At 68.0% G+C, this 18,457-nt stretch carries 14 protein-coding genes and 1 tRNA gene; 10 read left to right on the top strand and 5 right to left on the bottom strand.

The genetic code is table 11. The features are described 5' to 3' along the window. Positions 1 to 22 precede the first annotated feature (22 nt). A complete protein-coding gene (hrpA, locus tag ACUYM2_RS12015) occupies positions 23 to 4,030 on the bottom strand; it encodes an ATP-dependent RNA helicase HrpA (protein WP_481600259.1) in 4,008 nt (1,335 codons plus the stop codon). 169 nt (positions 4,031 to 4,199) lie between these two features. On the opposite strand from hrpA, the gene ACUYM2_RS12010 reads away from it, so the two are divergent. Next, positions 4,200 to 4,865, top strand: a complete 666-nt coding sequence (locus tag ACUYM2_RS12010; RefSeq protein WP_481600258.1) for an SDR family NAD(P)-dependent oxidoreductase — start codon at positions 4,200 to 4,202, stop codon at positions 4,863 to 4,865. 120 nt (positions 4,866 to 4,985) lie between these two features. Continuing rightward, positions 4,986 to 5,297, top strand: coding sequence for an SDR family oxidoreductase (locus tag ACUYM2_RS12005; RefSeq protein WP_481600257.1), 312 nt, complete (start codon positions 4,986 to 4,988; stop codon positions 5,295 to 5,297). A 62-nt stretch (positions 5,298 to 5,359) separates the two neighbouring features. On the opposite strand, the gene ACUYM2_RS12000 is transcribed toward ACUYM2_RS12005, so the two are convergent. Further along, positions 5,360 to 5,527: a hypothetical protein gene (locus tag ACUYM2_RS12000; RefSeq protein WP_481600256.1), complete on the bottom strand. Its 168-nt coding sequence runs from the start codon at positions 5,525 to 5,527 to the stop codon at positions 5,360 to 5,362. 81 nt (positions 5,528 to 5,608) lie between these two features. Here ACUYM2_RS12000 and ACUYM2_RS11995 point away from each other — a divergent pair, with 81 nt between their 5' ends. Then, a complete protein-coding gene (locus ACUYM2_RS11995; protein ID WP_481600255.1) occupies positions 5,609 to 6,574 on the top strand; it encodes a GlxA family transcriptional regulator in 966 nt (321 codons plus the stop codon). Positions 6,575 to 6,579: 5 nt separating this feature from the next. Here ACUYM2_RS11995 and ACUYM2_RS11990 read toward each other — a convergent pair whose 3' ends face one another. Both ACUYM2_RS11990 and ACUYM2_RS11985 read right to left on the bottom strand, forming a co-directional pair. Next, positions 6,580 to 6,882 (bottom strand): protealysin inhibitor emfourin, encoded by a 303-nt coding sequence (locus ACUYM2_RS11990; RefSeq protein WP_481600254.1) that lies wholly within the window; start codon positions 6,880 to 6,882, stop codon positions 6,580 to 6,582. Positions 6,883 to 6,906: 24 nt separating this feature from the next. Further along, positions 6,907 to 7,953, bottom strand: coding sequence for a M4 family metallopeptidase (locus ACUYM2_RS11985; protein ID WP_481600253.1), 1,047 nt, complete (start codon positions 7,951 to 7,953; stop codon positions 6,907 to 6,909). 110 nt (positions 7,954 to 8,063) lie between these two features. Here ACUYM2_RS11985 and ACUYM2_RS11980 point away from each other — a divergent pair, with 110 nt between their 5' ends. Further along, positions 8,064 to 9,041, top strand: coding sequence for a cation diffusion facilitator family transporter (locus ACUYM2_RS11980; protein WP_481600252.1), 978 nt, complete (start codon positions 8,064 to 8,066; stop codon positions 9,039 to 9,041). Between the two features lie 47 nt (positions 9,042 to 9,088). Here the strand turns inward: ACUYM2_RS11980 and ACUYM2_RS11975 are convergent. Next, positions 9,089 to 9,164 (bottom strand) — tRNA-Arg (locus ACUYM2_RS11975). Positions 9,165 to 9,335: 171 nt separating this feature from the next. On the opposite strand from ACUYM2_RS11975, the gene argS reads away from it, so the two are divergent. From argS to rho, 6 genes are all read left to right on the top strand, one after another. Next, positions 9,336 to 11,000, top strand: coding sequence for an arginine--tRNA ligase (gene argS, locus ACUYM2_RS11970; protein WP_481600251.1), 1,665 nt, complete (start codon positions 9,336 to 9,338; stop codon positions 10,998 to 11,000). A 5-nt stretch (positions 11,001 to 11,005) separates the two neighbouring features. Beyond that, the gene (gene lysA, locus ACUYM2_RS11965) at positions 11,006 to 12,505 is read left to right on the top strand and encodes a diaminopimelate decarboxylase (protein WP_481600250.1); all 1,500 of its coding nucleotides are present in this window, start codon (positions 11,006 to 11,008) and stop codon (positions 12,503 to 12,505) included. Next, positions 12,506 to 13,822: a homoserine dehydrogenase gene (locus ACUYM2_RS11960; protein WP_481600249.1), complete on the top strand. Its 1,317-nt coding sequence runs from the start codon at positions 12,506 to 12,508 to the stop codon at positions 13,820 to 13,822. Then, positions 13,823 to 14,929 carry a threonine synthase gene (gene thrC, locus ACUYM2_RS11955; protein ID WP_481600248.1) on the top strand — a complete coding sequence of 369 codons (1,107 nt, stop codon included), beginning with the start codon at positions 13,823 to 13,825 and terminating at the stop codon, positions 14,927 to 14,929. Between the two features lie 2 nt (positions 14,930 to 14,931). Continuing rightward, positions 14,932 to 15,918 (top strand): homoserine kinase, encoded by a 987-nt coding sequence (gene thrB, locus ACUYM2_RS11950; protein WP_481600247.1) that lies wholly within the window; start codon positions 14,932 to 14,934, stop codon positions 15,916 to 15,918. Between the two features lie 307 nt (positions 15,919 to 16,225). Continuing rightward, positions 16,226 to 18,310, top strand: coding sequence for a transcription termination factor Rho (rho, locus tag ACUYM2_RS11945; RefSeq protein WP_481600246.1), 2,085 nt, complete (start codon positions 16,226 to 16,228; stop codon positions 18,308 to 18,310). Positions 18,311 to 18,457 lie beyond the last annotated feature (147 nt).

The raw sequence follows: 18,457 nt of genomic DNA, 5'->3' as shown, positions 1-18,457 counted from the left end.
CGGCGCAGCACTCCCCAGGGGGCTACGCCGGCGCCAGCGCTTTGTTCAGCACGGTCCGGATCCGCTTTTCGGACACCGAATAGGCGGTGCCGAGTTCGACGGCGAAGAGGCTCACCCGCAGTTCCTCGATCATCCAACGGACCTGGGTTAAATCCGTGCCGATGCGCCGCCCGGGCAGCAACGCGGAGACGGCGTCGTCATAGTCGTCCTCAAGGCCCTGGATGACCGCCATGTGCTGCGCGTCGCGCTGGACGTTCCCGGGAAGCTTTTCGAGGCGCTTCTCGATGGCCGCGAGATAGCGGGGCAGCTGGCTCAGTTGGGCGTAGCCCGTGCGTGCCACAAAACCGGGGAAGACGAGCTGCTCCAGCTGGGCCTTGACGTCGTTGAGGGCGCTGATCAGGGCCAGGCTGGTGGTTCCCTTGAGCTGCTTCTCGATGCGCCGTGTGCTGGCGAGGATTCGCTCCACGACGGCGGTCACCGTGAATACCGTGTCGATCAGCTCGGCGCGGACCTGCTCGTACAGCGCCTTGAACGAGGCTTCATCCCACGGCAGCGCGGCCGGGGTGAGCTTGTCGATCGCGGCCAGGGCGCAGTCCGCGATCAGGGCCGAAACGGAGCCGTGCGGGTTTTGGCTGAAGGTCAGCTTTTCGGTGTTGTTCAGGTGCTCCAGGACATAGCGGTCCGGCGGCGGGACTTTCAGGGCAAGCAGCCGGATGACCCCGCCGCGCATGGCCTGTTCCTGCTCGCCGGAAGTCTGGAAGAGCCGCAGGGCCACGGAGGCGCCCTCGTCGACCAGCGCGGGATACCCGGTGACGGTGTGGCCCTTCACGGTGCCCTGGACCTGGCGCTGCACGGTGCCGAAGCTCCAGTCCTTCAGGCCTGACAGCTCGGTGAAGCCGGCCGGACCCGCCGCGGCCTGCGCCTGTGCGGCGGGAGCGCCGGAGGATTTGCCGTTCGTCCTGCCCCCGGCGGTTGCTGCCGCTGTCTTCGGCGCCGTTGTGGACGGCGTGGCCCCGAGGGATTCGGCGATGGCCCGCCGGGTCGCGGGTGCCAGCTTCTCCTGGAGCGCCGCGAGGTCCTTGCCCTCGTCCAGCACCTTGCCGCGGGAGTCGACCACGCGGAAGCTAACCCGCAGGTGCGGCGGAACGGCGTCCCAGTTCCAAGATCCCGGGGGGATGACCTGGCCGCGGATCCGGCGCAGTACGAGTTCCAGCGAGGGCTCCAGCTCATCCGTGGCGGGATCGAAATCGGCCTCGAGCGCGGCCACGGCCTGCCGGGCGACGTCGGGGGCGGGAACGAAGTTCTTGCGGACCTGCTTGGGCAGGGACTTGATCAGGGCCGTCACCAGTTCCACCCGCTGTCCGGGGATCAGCCAGCGGAATGCCGCGTCGTCCAGCTGGTTCAGGAACAGTACCGGGACCTCGGCGGTGACGCCGTCGGACGGGTTCGGCGGCGAGCCGGGCGCCACCGGGTGGAACTCGTAGCTGAGCGGCAGTTCGAAGCCCTTGTGCAGCCACGTCTTTGGGTAGGCCGAGTCGTCGAGGGCGTCGGCGTCCTCGCTGATCAGCAATGCCTGGTCGAAGTCCAGCAGCGTGGGGTCCTGCTGCCGGGCCTCCTTCCACCACTTATCGAAGTGCCGCTCGGAGACAACTTCCTTGCCAATCCGCGCGTCGTAGAACTCGAACAATGTCTCGTCGTCCACCAGGATGTCACGCCGCCGCATCCGGGCCTCCAGCTCCTCGATCTCGTGGAGCAATGCCCGGTTACGGTGGAAGAACTTGTGGTGCGTCTGCCAGTCACCTTCGACGAGGGCGTGCCGGATGAAGAGCTCGCGGCTCAGCTCCGGATTCACCTTTCCGTAGTTGACGCGCCGGCTCGGGATAATCGGCACGCCGTACAGCGTGACCTTCTCATGGGCCATCACCGCGCCCATCTTCTTGGACCAGTGCGGCTCGCTATAGGTGCGCTTGACCAGGTCCGGCGCCACCTGCTCGGCCCAGAGCGGATCGAATTTCGCCGCCACCCGCGCCCAGAGCCGGCTGGTTTCGACCAGCTCGGCGGCCATCACGAAGGTGGGGGACTTCTTGAACAATGCCGAGCCGGGGAAGATCGCGAAGCGGCTGCCGCGGGCGCCGGCGTACTCGCGCTTGCGTTCGTCCAGGATGCCGATGTGGCTCAGCAGTCCGGACAGCAGGCTGATGTGGATGCCCTCGTGGTTGCCCACCGGGTCAGTGAGCCGTTTGTTGTCCAGGCTGATGCCCAGCGGCCGGGCGAGCTGGCGCAGCTGGGCGAAGAGGTCCTGCCACTCGCGGACGCGCAGATAGTTGATGAACTCGTTGCGGCACAGCCGGCGGAACGCGGTGGAGGAGAGCTCCTGCTGCTTCTCCTGCAGGTAGTTCCACAGGTTCAGGTAGCCGGTGAAGTCCGAGTTCTCGTCCCGGAACCGGGCGTGTTTCTCAGCGGCCAGTTGCTGCTTGTCGGTCGGGCGCTCGCGCGGGTCCTGGATGGTCAGGGCCGCGGCCAAAATCATCACCTCGCGCACGCAGCCGCGTTTGCCGGACTCGACGATCATCCGGCCCAGGCGCGGATCCACGGGCAGCTGGGCAAGCTGCTGCCCGACGGCGGTGAGCCCACCGCCGTTCCTGCCTCCGTTCCGGCCGGCAGCCTGCCGGCGGCCCCCGCCGTCGGCTGCCTGTTCCTGTGGCCGGGCGGCGCTCAGGGCGCCGAGCTCGCGGAGCAGGGTCACGCCGTCGTTGATGGCGCGCGAATCCGGCGGTTCTACAAACGGGAAGTTCTCCACGTCCTTCGGCCCGCGGGCCACCCCCATGGCCGTCATCTGCAAGATGACGGCGGCAAGGTTGGTGCGCAGGATCTCCGGATCGGTGAACTGCGGCCGGGATTCGAAGTCCTCCTCCGAGTAGAGCCGGATTGCGATGCCGTCGGAGACGCGGCCGCAACGGCCGGAGCGCTGGTTGGCCGAGGCCTGCGAAACCCGCTCGATCGGCAGCCGCTGGACCTTGGTGCGGTGCGAGTAGCGCGAGATGCGGGCGGTGCCGGTGTCGATGACGTACTTGATCCCGGGCACAGTGAGTGAGGTTTCGGCGACGTTGGTGGCCAGCACGATCCGGCGCTTGCTGCCGGGGTGGAAGACCTTGTGCTGTTCATGCAGGCTCAACCGGGCGAAGAGGGGAAGGACCTCGGTGCCGGCCAGCCGCCGGTTCGTCTGGATCCGCGCGTTGAGCGCTTCCGCTGCGTCGCGGATCTCGCGCTCGCCGGAAAAGAAGATCAGGATGTCGCCGGGGGCCTCAAGGGCGAGTTCGTCGACGGCGTCACAGACAGCGTCCAGCGGGTCGCGGTCCTCCTCTAGCTCGTCGTCGGACGCATCGGCATCCTCGCCCGCGGCACCGGGGCCCCCGGCGGGCTGGGAGAGCGGCCGGTAGCGGATTTCCACCGGATAAGTTCGGCCGGATACTTCGATGATGGGGGACGGCTCATCCTCGCTGCCGAAGTGCTTGGCGAAGCGCTCCGGATCGATGGTGGCCGAGGTGATGATGATCTTCAGGTCCGGGCGCTGGGGGAGAATCCGCTTGAGGTAGCCGAGGATGAAGTCGATGTTGAGGCTGCGCTCATGCGCCTCGTCGATGATGATCGCGTTGTATTTGCGCAGCAGTTTGTCCCGCTGGATCTCGGCCAGCAGGATGCCGTCGGTCATCAGCTTGACCTTGGTGGAGCGGCTGACCTCGCCGGTGAAGCGGACCTGGAAGCCGACTTCCTGGCCGATCTCGACGCCGAGCTCCTCGGCGATGCGCTCCGCAACCGTGCGGGCGGCGAGCCGGCGCGGCTGGGTGTGGCCGATCAGGCCGTTTTCACCCAGGCCAAGCTCGAGGCACATCTTGGGAATCTGGGTGGTCTTACCGGAACCGGTCTCGCCGGCGATGATGGTCACCTGGTTCGCGGCGATGGCGGCCATCAGGTCCTCGCGGCGCTCGGAGACAGGCAGCTCGGCGGGGTAGGAAATATGCAGTGTCATGGCTGGAAACAGTCTACTGGGAAGCGCCAGGGGTGGCGCCGCGCGCCGCCGCCGGGCGCCGCGCGGCGCCTACGGGGGCGGTCCGGATGGGGCGGTGTGGCCAACACGCCGGGACAAAAAACTAAGGGTGCTGAGGAATAGTTGGCTGCCGGCAGCCCTTGAAGCACCTATGACTACTATCGCAATTATTGGAGCAGGATCCGGGCTCGGCGCCGCCGTCGCGAGGCGCTTTGGCAAGGAAGGCTTCTCCGTCGCGCTGATCTCCCGCAACCAGGGGCGCGTCGACGCCCTGGCCGAAACACTCGCTGCCGAAGGCATCGAAGCCAAGGGCTTCGCCGCGGATGTCCGCGACCCCGAATCCATCATGCGTGCGCTGGAGCGCGCCACCGAAACCCTCGGGCCGATCGAGGTGCTGCAGTACAGCCCGTTGCCGCAGAAGGACTTCATGCGGCCGGTGCTCGAGACCACACCGGCGGACCTGGTGGGCCCGGTGGAATTCTCCATCTACGGCCCGGTCGCGGCGGTCCACCAGGTCCTTCCCGGCATGCGGTTCCTCGGCGAGGACAAGGGAACGATCCTCTTCGTCAACGGCGGCTCGGCCGTGAAGCCTGGACGCAACGTTTCGGGAACTTCGGTGGCCTTCGCCGGGCAGGCGGCCTACGCCCAGCTGCTTCACGAGGTCCTTGGCGAGGAAGGCATCCAGGTATCCCAGCTCATCATCGGCGGCCGCATCATCGAGGGGGACCCCGAAAAGGACCCCGCCGTCCTGGCCGGCCATCTGTGGGACCTGCACAGCAAGCGCGACCGGTTCCGCCTTCAGATCAGCGCCGACTAGGCGCCATGCCACCAGCGCCCTCCCCGGCCCTGGGCAATGTTGATGCCAGAGCCGGCCGTGGCCGGAGCAAAGGAGTAAGCAGATGAGCGCGAAAACCCTTGTGGGCGTTTCGGGGTCAAGGTGACCTTGGTCGAGCCCGGCGGCTTTGCCACCGATTGGGGCGGCAGCTCCGCACGGCACGCGACAGCCCTGCCGGCGTATGACGCGGTCCGCGAGCCGGCTGCCAACCGGCCCAGCCGCCGCGGCACGCCGGGAGATCCGGCTGCCACCCGGGAAGCCATCCTGACATTGGTGGATTCCGAGACACCGCCGCTGCGCGTCTTTTTTGGGGAAGCGCCGCTGGGGATCGTCACGGCCGACTACGAGGCGCGGCTGGCCACCTGGAACGAGTGGCAGCCGCTTTCGGTCGCCGCGCACGGCGGACAAAACTGACGTAGGCGAGGCCCCGGCCGCCGGTTTATCAACCGGCAGCCGGGGCCTCCTGGCGTCCGCGGTCAGAAGAACCGCAGGGTGTAGCTGGTGCTGGGGAGGTCCCGGGCCATCCAGTACTCTTCCGAGCGGACGGGCGGGTTGTGGCCAAGGCCATCTTTCCGGAGGGCCCGGAGGGTGGCGGCGACGCCGGCGAGGATCAGGACAATGAGGGCGATTCCGATGAGTTCCATACCTCCATGGTTCTCCGGTGCTGGGTGCAAAAAAAGTGGCAGAAATGCCCAAAAAGCTATAATTTCTGCCACACTGGAAGCATGCTCAAATCAGTGGCAATGATCGTGGTCCCCAACTTCTCGATCTTCGAATTCGGCACCGCCTTCGAAGTGTTCGGCGTCGACCGGTCGGACCGCGGCACCGGGGTGCCTGCCTTTGACTTCAGGGTCTGCACGCCGGAGCCCGGAGACGTTCCCATGAAGTCCGGGCTGTCGATGCATGTGGGGCTGGGGCTCGAGGCCGCGGCGGACGCGGACCTGGTCATCATGACCCCTTTCGGCAACGACGCCGATGTTCCCGAGGCCGTCCTGGAAGCGCTGCGGGCGGCGCACGCGCGGGGAGCCTGGGTAATGTCAATTTGTTCCGCGGCCTTCGCCCTGGCGCGGGCGGGGCTGCTGGACGGCCGCCGCTGTACCACCCACTGGCACTACTCCCAGGAGCTCGCCAGCCGCTATCCGGCCGCGCTCGTCGATGAGAACGTGCTCTACGTCCAGGACGGCAGGATCATCACCAGTGCCGGCACCGCGGCCGGCATCGACGCCAGCCTGCATCTGGTCCGGGTGGAGCTGGGCGCCAACGTGGCGGCGAGTATCGCCCGGGACATGGTGGTTCCGCCGCACCGCGACGGCGGCCAGGCGCAGTACATCGACCGGCCGATGCCGCGGTGCGGCTCGCAGCCGATGGAAGAGCTGCTGCGCTGGATGGTCCGGAACCTGGACGAGGAGCACTCCGTCCACGAGCTCGCCGCCCGCGTGCACATGTCGCCGCGGACGTTTGCGCGGCGGTTCCGGGCCGAGACCGGTGCCACCCCCGCGGCCTGGTTGAACTCCCAGCGGGTGCTCCGGGCGCAGGAGCTGCTGGAGACAACCGATCTGAACATCGACGAGATCGCCCGGGAGGCCGGGTTCGGCCACTCGGTGCTGCTGCGGCACCACTTCGCCAAGGTGCTGGACACCAGCCCGCAGTCCTACCGGCGGACTTTCCGCGGGCATCTGGCGGCGGTCTAGCTGAACTAACCCGGCTGATCGAGCGACTCGGCCGCGGCCCGGGTGCAGTCCACCAGGGTCCGCCAGGGGCCGACGAGGTCCCGCTCGGGCAGGGTCGCGCGGCGCTGGCCGGCCCGGATGCGGTAGACGAAGCGGTCCGGTTGGGGGAGGTTCCCGGCGCCGGCGGCCGACCGGCCCGGCAGCTCGTCCCAGGGGCAGGCCTCGACCAGGGGCTGCCACTGGTTCCGGTCGTCCGGGGTCACCGCCTGCACGCTCCAGACGCGCTCCATCCCGGCGATGCCACCGCTGCGCTGGACGGTTATCTTCATGGGTGATCCTTAGGCAGGTGCCGTTTACAGCCTCACCTTGACAGTTTCCCACGCCTGCCGGACGGCGTCATGTTCGGCAGATTCGGCACCGTACAGCTCCTTGGCGGACGCCGCCGTAGCCTTGGCAAACGCGCTGAAGGTTGCGGCAGTGGGCAGCGACCCCCCGGTCAGGGTGTCGTACCAGATACGCCCGGGGATCTCCCAGGCATTGCCGCCCAGGGTTGTCGCGACCAGGCAGAAGGCACGGTTGGGGATGCCCGAATTCAGGTGCACCCCGCCATTGTCGGCACTCGTATGGACGTAGGAGTCCATCGAGTCAGGTTGCGGATCCTTGCCCAGCACGTCGTCGTCGTACGCGGTGCCGGGAGCCTTCATGGAGCGCAGCGCTGTTCCCTGCACCTGGTCGGTGAAGAGCCCCTCGCCGATCAACCAGCTGGCCTCGGCCGCGGACTGCTGCTTCACGTACTGCTCCACGAGGACGCCGAAGACGTCGGAGAGCGATTCGTTGAGGGCGCCCGCCTGGTTCCGGTAGGCGAGCCCGGCGGTGTACTGGGTGACGCCGTGCGCCAGCTCATGCCCGATCACGCTGAGCGAGGCAGTGAAGCGGTTGAAGACCTGGCCGTCGCCGTCGCCGAAGACCATCTGCTTGCCGTCCCAGAAGGCGTTGTCGTAGCGCTGGCCGAAGTGGACCGTGGCGTCCAGTGGCAGTCCGTTGCCGTCAACCGAGTTGCGGCCAAACGCCTCTGCGTAGAGTCGGTGCGTGTGGCCCAGGCCGTCGTAGGCCTCATCCGCGGCCGGGTCCCCGGTGGCGGGTTCGCCTTCCTTGCGCACCAGGACGCCCGGCAGGTTCTCTGAAGCTTTTGCGTCGTACACCGTGCGCTGCGGCGGCCCGGGTGTGAGCTGCCGCAGGCCCGGGGGCGCTGCGGGCACCGGCGCCCCGCGGGACGCCTGGAAGCTCTTGACGTGCTGCAGGGCTTCCTTCGCGGCACGGGCTGCCACGAGCAGCCGTGGTTCATGATGTTGCGCTGCCAGCCGTCGCAACATGTAGGGAGGGATGATGGAGCAGTACATGTGAGACCCCTTTGCTTCTGCCGATGCGAACAGCCTACGAGGGGGGACCGACATTTGGCAGGGGCATCCGCGGGGCGGCGTCGGAGGCCGCGGTTGGATACGGTAGGCCAATGGCGCAAACAGAGAAGCAAAAGAAACGCGGCTCGACCCTGCTGACGGTCATCATCGCGTTCGTGGCGAATGTGCTCGTGGCCGCAGCGAAGTCGGTGGCGGCCGTCCTCACCGGATCGGCGTCGATGACCGCGGAGGCGGCCCATTCATGGGCGGATACCGGAAACCAGGTGTTCCTGTTCTTCGCGGAGCGGCGGTCCGCGAAGCCGCGGGACAAGAGCCACCCGATGGGCTACGGCCGGGAAGCCTACGTCTGGTCGATGTTCGCGGCATTCGGCCTGTTCACCGCCGGCGCCGTCGTGTCCATCATGCACGGCATCCAGCAGATCATTGCGCCCGAGCCGGCGGCCGACTTTGCGGTGGCCTACGTGGTCCTGGCCGTCGCGTTCGTCTTAGAGGGGATCTCCTTCGTCCAGGCCTTCCGGCAGACCCGGAAGGCGGCGCACCAGCTGGAACGGCACACCCTGGAGCAGGTCCTGATCAGCTCAGACCCCACCCTGCGGGCCGTCTTCGCGGAAGACGCGGCGGCACTGATCGGCCTGGTGGTGGCCTTTGGCGGTGTGTTCCTGCACCAGGTCACCGGCTCGCCGCTGCCGGATGCGGTGGGTTCAATCATCGTCGGCGTGCTGCTGGCCGTGGTCGCCGTCGTACTGATCGACCGCAACCGCCGCTTCCTGGTGGGCCAGGGCGTCACTCCGGACATCGAGCGGTCCATGGCCCGCCGGGTCCTGGATCACGGGGACATTGCCAGGCTCACGTACCTGCACCTGGAGTTCGTCGGCCCGCGCCGGCTGTACCTGGTGGCGGCCGTGGACCTGCAGGGCGACCACCCGGAACACGAAGTGGCGGTGGTCCTGCGCCGGATCGAACGCGAACTGGAGGATCACGAGACGGTGGAGGAAGCCGTGCTGACCTTGTCCACACCGGACGAAGCCAGCCTGGACTTCGACGCCGGGAAAAGCCGCGCCGGGGCCTGAGGTTAACGCAAAAACCCCGCCGTTTCGCTGAAACGGCGGGGTTTTGTTGGTGCCCTCGATTGGAATCGAACCAACGACCTTCTGCTCCGGAGGCAGACGCTCTATCCCCTGAGCTACGAGGGCAGTCAGGGTTCCTGCCGTGACCGGCGGGACGTCCTAGAGCTTAGCAGGAAGGTGGGCTCCATAGGAAAATCGGCGCCCCCGGGACCGCAGCGGTCCTTCCCCTCGGGCCCGCGGGACAAGATGACGGAGCTAAAATTCCGCGGGACTGCGGGCCCCCGGTAGGCTGGAACTGTGACCCCAGAAGAACTCTCCCTCGCCATATCCGCCTGCCTGAAGGACGCCGTCGCCGCCGGTGACATTGCCCTTGCCGCCACCGACATTCCGGAGGCGGTGCGTGTGGAGCGTCCGAAGAACAGGGACCACGGGGACTGGGCCACCAACATCGCGCTCCAGTTGGCCAAGCCCGCGGGCACCAACCCGCGCCAGCTCGCCGGCCTGCTGAGCGACCGGCTGGCCTCGATCGAGGGCGTCGAGGCCGTCGACGTCGCCGGACCCGGGTTCCTGAACATCACTGTCGAGGCCGCCGCCGCCGGGGCCCTCGCCAAGGCGATCGTCGAGGCCGGCGCCGCCTACGGCACCAACACTGCGCTCGCGGGCCGCACGGTCAATATGGAGTTCGTCTCGGCCAACCCCACCGGACCGCTGCACATCGGCCACACCCGCTGGGCCGCCCTGGGCGACTCGATCGCCCGGGTGCTCCGGGCCTCAGGCGCGGAGGTCACCGCCGAGTACTACATCAACGACGCCGGCTCGCAGATGGACGTCTTCGCGCACTCGGTGCTGTCCCGGCTCCACGGCCGCGGCGTGCCGGAGGGCGGCTACCCGGGCGAATACATCGCCGACCTCGGCCATGAGGTCCTGACGCAGCATCCCGGGATCCGGGAGCTCACCGACGTCGCCGCGCTGCCTGTCATCCGCGGCGCTGCCTACAAGGCGCAGCTGCACGACATCAAGCAGACCCTCGCGGAGTTCGGCGTCGAATTCGATGTCTTCTTCTCCGAGCAGGAACTGCACGACGCCGGCGCCATCGCCGATGCCGTCGCGCGGCTTCGGGAACAGGGCCACGTCTACGACGACGGCGGCGCGGTCTGGCTGCGCACCACGGACTTCGGTGACGACAAGGACCGCGTGATGATCCGCGCCAACGGCGAGCCGACGTACTTCGCCGCCGACGCAGCGTACTACCTGTCCAAGAAGGACCGCGGCTTCACCGAGAAGATCTACCTGCTCGGAGCCGACCACCACGGCTACATCAACCGGCTCAAGGCGATCGCGGCCGCGGCCGGCGACGACCCCGAGGTCAACATCGAGGTGCTGATCGGCCAGCTGGTCTCCGTCAACGGCGCCAAGCTCTCCAAGCGGGCCGGCAACATCATCGAGCTCAAGGACCTGATTTCCTGGCTGGGCAAGGACGCCGTCCGGTACTCGCTGGCCCGCTTCCCGGCCGACTCACCGCTGACCCTGGACCCGGAACTGCTAAAGAAGCACAGCAACGAGAACCCGGTCTTCTACGTCCAGTACGCGCACGCCCGTTCCCGCGGCGCCGCGCGCAACGCCGTCGCAGCGGGTGTGGAGCGCCGGGTGGACGGCAACGACGCCTTCGACGCCGCGCTGCTGGACCACGCGACCGAAAACGAGCTGCTCTCGCACCTGGGCAGCTACCCCTCGATCGTGGCCAAAGCCGCCGAGCTGCGCGAGCCTCACCGCGTCGCCCGCCACCTCGAAGTCATTGCCGGGGCCTACCACCGCTGGTATGACGCCTGCCGCGTCGCGCCGCTGGGGGAGGAAGCCGTCACCGACCTGAACCGCACCCGGCTATGGCTCAACGATGCCACCAGCCAGGTGCTCGCCAACGGCCTGGAACTGCTGGGCGTTTCGGCGCCGGAACGGATGTGACCGCTATGACCGCGAACCCGAATAACAGCGCCCCGGCTTCCCCGCTGGCCCCGGACTGGCTGGCCGTCCCGGCGAACCTCAACGCCCTGCACGAACCGATGTGGGCCGCCGGGGTCGCGCGCACCGGCGAGGGTGAACTGGCCATCGACGGCGTCACCGTCAGCGAGCTGCAGCGGCAGTTCGGCACGCCGCTGTTCGTCATGAGCGAGACGGACTTCCGAGCCCGCGCCCGGGCGTTCCAGGACGCGTTCAACGAGGCTTTCGCTGACATCTGCGGGGGAGTGGACGTCTACTACGCCGGCAAGTCGTTCCTGTGCACCGCTGTCGTCCGCTGGGTCGAGGAGGAAGGGCTCCGGCTGGACACCGCCTCCGGCGGCGAGCTCGCCGTCGCGGCCCGTGCCGGCATTCCCGGCGCCGCCGTCGCACTGCACGGGAACAACAAGTCCGACGCCGAGATCCACCGCGCCCTGGACATGGGGCTGGGCCGGATTGTCGTCGACAGCCTCGACGAGCTGGAGCGGGTCGCAGCGATCGCCGCGAACCGTGGCGAGACGGCGAAGGTCATGCTGCGGCTGACTCCGGGCGTGCACGCACACACCCACGAATTCATCGCCACCGCGCACGAAGACCAGAAGTTCGGCCTCTCGATGGCCGGCGACTCGACCGAGAAGGCCGGGCTGTCCGCCGCCGAGGAAGCCGTGGCCGCCGCCGCCGGCCACGACAGCATCGAGCTGCTGGGGCTGCACTGCCACATCGGCTCGCAGATCTTCGAGCCGGACGGTTTCGCCCTCGCTGCAGAGAAGCTGCTCGACTTCCTCGCCGCGATGCAGGCCAAGTACTCCATTGTGCTGCCCGAGCTGGACCTGGGCGGCGGCTACGGCATTGCCTACACCCCGGTGGACACCCCGCGGCCGCCGGCCGAGATCGCCCAGGCGATGGCCGCCGTCGTCCGCGCCAAAGTGGCCGAACTTGGCATCAGCGCGCCCCGGATCTCGATCGAGCCGGGCCGCGCGATCGTGGGCACCAGCACCTTCACGCTCTACGAGGTGGGCACGCTCAAGACCGTGCGGGTCGATACGCCGGCAGCGTCCGGCGGCGAAACGGGAGAAACCGGCGAATCAACTGCCGAAAACGTTACGTACCCGCGCCGGTATGTGTCGGTGGACGGCGGCATGAGCGACAACGCCCGCCCGGTGCTGTACGACGCGGATTATTCGGCGATTCTCGCCTCCCGCAGCTCCGATGCGGCCCCGCAGCTGTCCCGCGTGGTGGGCAAACATTGCGAGAGCGGCGACATAGTTGTTAGAGATGTATATCTGCCCGAGGACGTGGCAGCCGGTGATCTGCTCGCTGTACCGGGGACCGGCGCCTACTGCTGGGCCCTGTCAAGCAACTACAACTATCTGGCCCGGCCGGGCGTTGTCGCGGTACGCGATGGATCAGTCCGGCTCATTGTCCGCGGCGAAACTGAACAAGACCTGCTGAACCGCGACATGGGAGTCTGAATGACGGAATTGCGAACCTTGAAAGTGGCCCTGCTGGGCTGTGGCAACGTTGGGGCCCAGGTTGCGCGGATTCTCATTGACGACGCCGACACCCTGGCGTCCCGCACCGGGGCCCGCCTCGAACTGAGCGGCATCGCCGTGCGCAACCTGGACGCCCGCCGCGACGTCGAGCTGCCCCGCGGACTCTTCACCACCGACGCGGAGACCCTGGTCAAGGACGCGGACCTGGTGATAGAGCTGATGGGTGGGATCGAGCCGGCGCGCAGCCTGATCCTCACCGCGATCCGGCACGGCGCGTCGGTCGTCACCGGCAACAAGGCCCTGCTCGCCCAGGACGGACCCACCCTCTACGAGGAGGCGGACAAGGCCGGCGTGCAGCTGTCCTACGAGGCCGCCGTCGCCGGAGCCATCCCGATCCTGCGCCCCATCCGGGACAGCCTTTCCGGTGACCGGATCACCCGGGTGCTGGGAATCGTCAACGGCACCACCAACTTCATCCTGGACCAGATGGACACCACGGGTGCGCAGTTCGCCGACGCCCTCGCCGAGGCCCAGCGGCTCGGCTACGCCGAAGCAGACCCCACGGCCGACGTCGAGGGCCTCGACGCCGCGGCCAAAGCCGCGATCCTCGCCTCGCTGTCCTTCCATACGCGGTTCGCCCTCGAGGACGTGTACTGCGAGGGCATCACCTCCGTCGCCGCCGCGGACATCGCCGCCGCGAAGGACGCCGGCTTCGTGATCAAGCTGCTGGCGATCGCGGAGAAGCTTACCGATCCCGAGGGCAAGGAGGGCGTGTCCGTCCGCGTGCACCCGACCTTGCTGCCGCGTGAGCACCCGCTGGCCGCGGTGCACGGAGCGTTCAACGCCGTCTTCATCGAGGCCGAGAACGCCGGGGAGCTGATGTTCTACGGACAGGGCGCAGGGGGCACCCCGACGGCGTCCGCCGTGCTGGGCGACCTGGTCTCGGCAGCCCGCCGGATAGTCCTGGGCGGGCCGGGGCGCACCGAAACCACCACCGGGCACGTCCCTGCGCTGCCCATCGACGCGGCCATCACCAGCTACTACATCGGCCTCGACGTCGCGGACCAGCCCGGCGTCCTGGCCCGGATCGCGCAGCTCTTCGCCGAGCACGGCGTTTCCATCGAAATCATGCGTCAGACCATCCACCGCGACTCCGCCTCCAAGTCGGAGTCGGCGGAGCTGCGGATCGTTACGCACCGTGCCAGCGAAGCCGCGCTGGCAGCAACCGTCCAGGCCGTCAAGGAACTGGACGTCATCAATTCCGTCACATCCGTACTGCGGGTAGAAGGGGTCTAAGTGGCTCACCAATGGCGCGGAGTCATCCGCGAATACGCCGAACGCCTGCCGGTCACCGAGGCCACCAAGGTCATCACCCTGGGCGAGGGCGGCACCCCGCTCGTACACGCGCAGAAGCTCTCCGAGCTCACCGGCTGCGCCGTCTACCTCAAGGTCGAGGGCATGAACCCGACCGGATCCTTCAAGGACCGCGGCATGACCATGGCCATGACCGCGGCGGTCGCTTCCGGCGCCAAGGCCGTGGTGTGCGCCTCCACCGGCAACACCTCCGCCTCGGCGGCGGCCTACGCGACCTCGGCCGGGCTGCAGTGTGCCGTGCTGGTGCCCGAGGGCAAGATTTCGATGGGCAAGCTCAGCCAGGCGATCGCACACGGGGCCACCTTGCTGCAGGTGGACGGCAACTTCGACGACTGCCTCGACATCGCCCGCAAGCTGGGCGAGTCCTATCCGGTCTTCCTGGTCAACTCGGTCAACCCGGCCCGGATCGAGGGCCAGAAGACGGGCGCGTTCGAGGTCGTCGACGCGCTCGGCGACGCGCCGGACATCCACGTCCTCCCGGTCGGCAACGCCGGCAACATCAGCGCCTACTGGAAGGGCTACAAGGAGTACGCGGCGCCCTACGAGTCCGCCACCGCCGGGAACCTTCCCGCCGTCGCGACGAAGACGCCGGTGATGTGGGGCTTCCAAGCCGCCGGCGCCGCCCCGTTCGTCGCGGGCCATCCCATCACCGAGCCGGACACCATCGCCACCGCCATCCGGATCGGCAACCCGGCCTCCTGGGACACCGCCGTCGCCGCCCGGGACGAATCCGGGGGTGTGATTGAGGCCGTCACCGACGAGGAAATCCTCTCCGCGCACCGCTGGCTTTCGGCCCGTGAAGGCGTGTTCGTCGAACCCGGCTCCGCCGCGGGCGTCGCCGGCCTGATCAAGAAGCACGCCGCGGGCGAGGTTCCCACCGGCAAGACCATCGTCATCACGGTCACCGGCCACGGCCTCAAGGACCCGCAGTGGGCGCTGCGCACCGAGGACGGCAGCGACGTGCAGCCGGTCAAGGTCGCCAACGATGTTGTTACGGTCGCCGCCGAACTGGGACTGGAAGAAAAATAGTCGTGGAAACCACCCTCACCGTCCCGGCCGAATCACCCGCCGACACGCCGGCGGTTCCGGCCGGGCAGGTCGTCACCGTCCGGGTCCCGGCCACCAGCGCCAACCTGGGCCCCGGCTACGACAGCCTGGGGCTCGCCCTCTCGCTGCACGACACACTGACGGTGGAAACGCTGGAGACCGGGGAGCTTGAGTTCGAGCTCAATGGCGAGGGTGCCGACACGCTGCCCCGCGACGCGAGCCACCTGGTGGCCAAGGCCCTTACCGAGGCGTTGCACCTGCTGGGCTTCCGGCACGAGGGACTGCGGATCACCGCTGACAACGTCAACCCGCACGGCCGCGGCCTCGGTTCCTCGGCTGCCGCCGTGGTTGCTGCCGCCACCGCCGCAAACGCCCTGGTCCCACCGGAATTCCGCCGCGGAAAGGACTGGATCCTGCAGTTCACCAGCCGGCTGGAAGGCCACCCGGACAACGTCGCACCCGCCATTTTTGGTGGACTGGCGCTGTCCTGGCAGGACAGTGACCAGTACAGCAGCACCTGCGCGAGCGTCGATTCCGGCGTCGTCCCGGTCGTCGCGGTGCCGGATTTTGAGCTCTCCACCGAGGCCGCCCGGGCGCTGCTTCCGGCGTCCGTGGGGCACCACGCCGCCGCCATGAACTCCGGCCGCGCCGCTCTGCTGATCCATGCGCTGACGCGGAAGCCTGAATTCCTGCTGCCGGGAACCGAGGACTACCTGCACCAGAGCTACCGGGCGCAGGCCATGCGGCCCAGTGCGGAGCTGATCGCCGCGCTCCGCCGCGCCGGCCATGCGGCCGTCGTGTCCGGCGCGGGACCCACGGTACTGGTCCTCGCGGCCGGCGAAAGGGAAGCGTCCGACGTCGTCGACTTCATCGGCGCTTTCACCAGGGACAACACGCCGGACGTGGCCTGGCGTGTGATGAAGCTGGCTGTAGACACTGAGGGTGCTAAAGTGGAAGTGCACCGGCGGTAATCACGCAAGCTTTTTATAAGACCGCGATGTTGGCCAAGTTGCCCTCTCTCATCTTTCAGCGCAATATTTTCCGGTGCCACCTGCTTTCGGTCTGACGCAGGAAGCTGCAGAATTCCTCTGTACCCCTGAAGTGTCAGCCGGCCGTTCCTCAATTTCGGGGCGAGTCTTGGTGTAGCAGTATCCGGCCCTGCCGGCCGAAATCCAACCGGCAAGGCCGAAATCCCGGCTGCAGATCTGAACTGCAGCCCAGATCAAATCACCGCGTCCAGCTCCTAGTCTGGACGCCGTCGAGGGGGAAGGATCCTTCGTGACCGAAACCACTGAGCTGTCTTCAGCTGTGGAAACATCATCTTCTGTTGCCGTATCGGCAGCACCCGCCAAGAGCAGCGGCCTCGCCGGCCTCAAGCTCGCCCAGCTCCAGGCCCTGGCCAGCCAGCTGGGAATCTCCGGGGGTTCCCGGATGCGTAAGGGCGATCTGGTATCCGCCATTTCCGCCCACCGCGCCGGCACCCCGGTCAGCAAGGCACCCGAGCGCGCCGCCGAAAAGGCGAGCGAAAACGGCACCGTCGCCCAGGCACCCGCAGCCGCCGGCTCCGAGGCTCCGGCCCAGGAAAACCCGCGGGCCCGGACCAGGGGCCGCAGCCGCCGTGCAGGCAGTGATGGCATCATCACCGCCCCGGCCGCCGAGGCTCCCGCCGCGGCACCGGTGGAGGCGCAGTCCGCTCCCGCCGAAGCCGCTCCGGCCGAGACCGCAGAGGGCAGCGACCGTACCCGCCAGCCGCGGACCCGCAACCGCCGCCGCGGCGAGGCCGCCGCGCAAGCCACCGGCCAGGGCGAATCCCAGCCGGCAGCAGCCGTGGAAGCCCCGGCCGAGCAGGCAGCCAGCGAACAGCGCCAGGAACGCCAGTCCGAACAGGGCAGCGAAGACGGCCAGCGCCGCGACAACACCCGCGGCCGCGGCAACCGCGAGGACAACCGCGACAACACGTCCGGCAACCGCGACAACACGTCCGGCAACCGCGACAACAGCCGGGACGCCGACGATTCCGAGGGCGGCAGCCGCCGTAACCGCCGCAACCGTCGTGACCGCAACGATCGCAATGACCGCTCCGGCGGCCAGGACCGCGACAACTCGCGCAACGACCGTTTCCGCGACCGCAACGAACGCCGCCGCGGCCGCTCCCAGGGGCCCGACGTCGACGACGTCGAGGTCACCGAGGACGACGTCCTGCTGCCCGTCGCCGGCATCCTGGACGTGCTGGAGAACTACGCGTTCATCCGCACCTCCGGCTACCTGCCGGGCCCGAACGATGTTTACGTCTCCCTCGCCCAGGTCAAGAAGTACAACCTGCGCAAGGGCGACGCCGTCGTCGGTGCCATCCGCGCACCGCGTGAAGGCGAGGACCGCAGTAACCAGCAGCAGTCCGCGCGCCAGAAGTTCAACGCCCTGGTCCGCGTCACCTCGGTCAACGGCAAGACGCCCGAGGAGCTCAAGGACCGCGTCGAATTCGCCAAGCTCGTCCCGCTGTACCCCTCCGAGCGCCTGCGCCTCGAGACGGACCCGAAGAAGATCGGGCCCCGCGTCATTGACCTGGTTGCCCCGATCGGCAAGGGCCAGCGCGGCCTGATCGTCTCGCCGCCGAAGGCCGGCAAGACGCTCATCCTGCAGTCCATCGCCAACGCCATCACCACCAATAATCCTGAGGTCCACCTCATGATGGTGCTCGTTGACGAACGTCCCGAAGAAGTCACCGACATGCAGCGCACGGTCAAGGGTGAGGTCATTGCCTCCACCTTCGACCGTCCCGCCGACGACCACACCACCGTGGCCGAACTCTCCATCGAGCGTGCCAAGCGCCTCGTGGAAATGGGCATGGACGTTGTGGTCCTCCTCGACTCGATGACCCGCCTGGGCCGTGCCTACAACCTGGCGGCACCGGCGTCCGGACGTATCCTCTCCGGTGGTGTCGACTCCGCCGCGCTGTACCCGCCGAAGCGCTTCTTCGGTGCAGCCCGCAACATCGAAAACGGCGGCTCGCTCACCATCCTGGCCACCGCCCTGGTCGAGACCGGCTCCAAGATGGACGAGGTCATCTTCGAGGAGTTCAAGGGCACCGGCAACATGGAGCTGCGCCTGTCCCGCCAGCTCGCGGACAAGCGCATCTTCCCGGCCGTGGACGTGAACGCGTCCGGTACCCGCCGCGAAGAGAACCTGCTGTCCCCCGAGGAAGTCAAGATCATGTGGAAGCTGCGCCGCGTCCTCTCCGGACTCGAAACGCAGCAGAGCCTTGAGCTGCTGACCAACAAGATCCGGGAGACCCAGAGCAACGTCGAGTTCCTCATGCAGGTGCAGAAGACGACGCTCGGTGCGAAGTCCGATAACGACAAGTAGCTGAGCAGGGGGTGGGGCCGTCGCATATTTTGCCGGCCCCGCCCCTTGGCGTTGCTGCTGACGTACTGCGTACGCCGGCAGCAACGCTCCGACAGGCCCGATGCCACTCCCGGGCCGGCAAAATATGCGACGGCGGCCGTTAGGTCA

This window comes from Arthrobacter sp. SD1074B (assembly GCF_056780195.1).
Note: the sequence above shows the minus strand (reverse complement) of the source record. Positions and strands in the feature narration are given on the sequence as shown.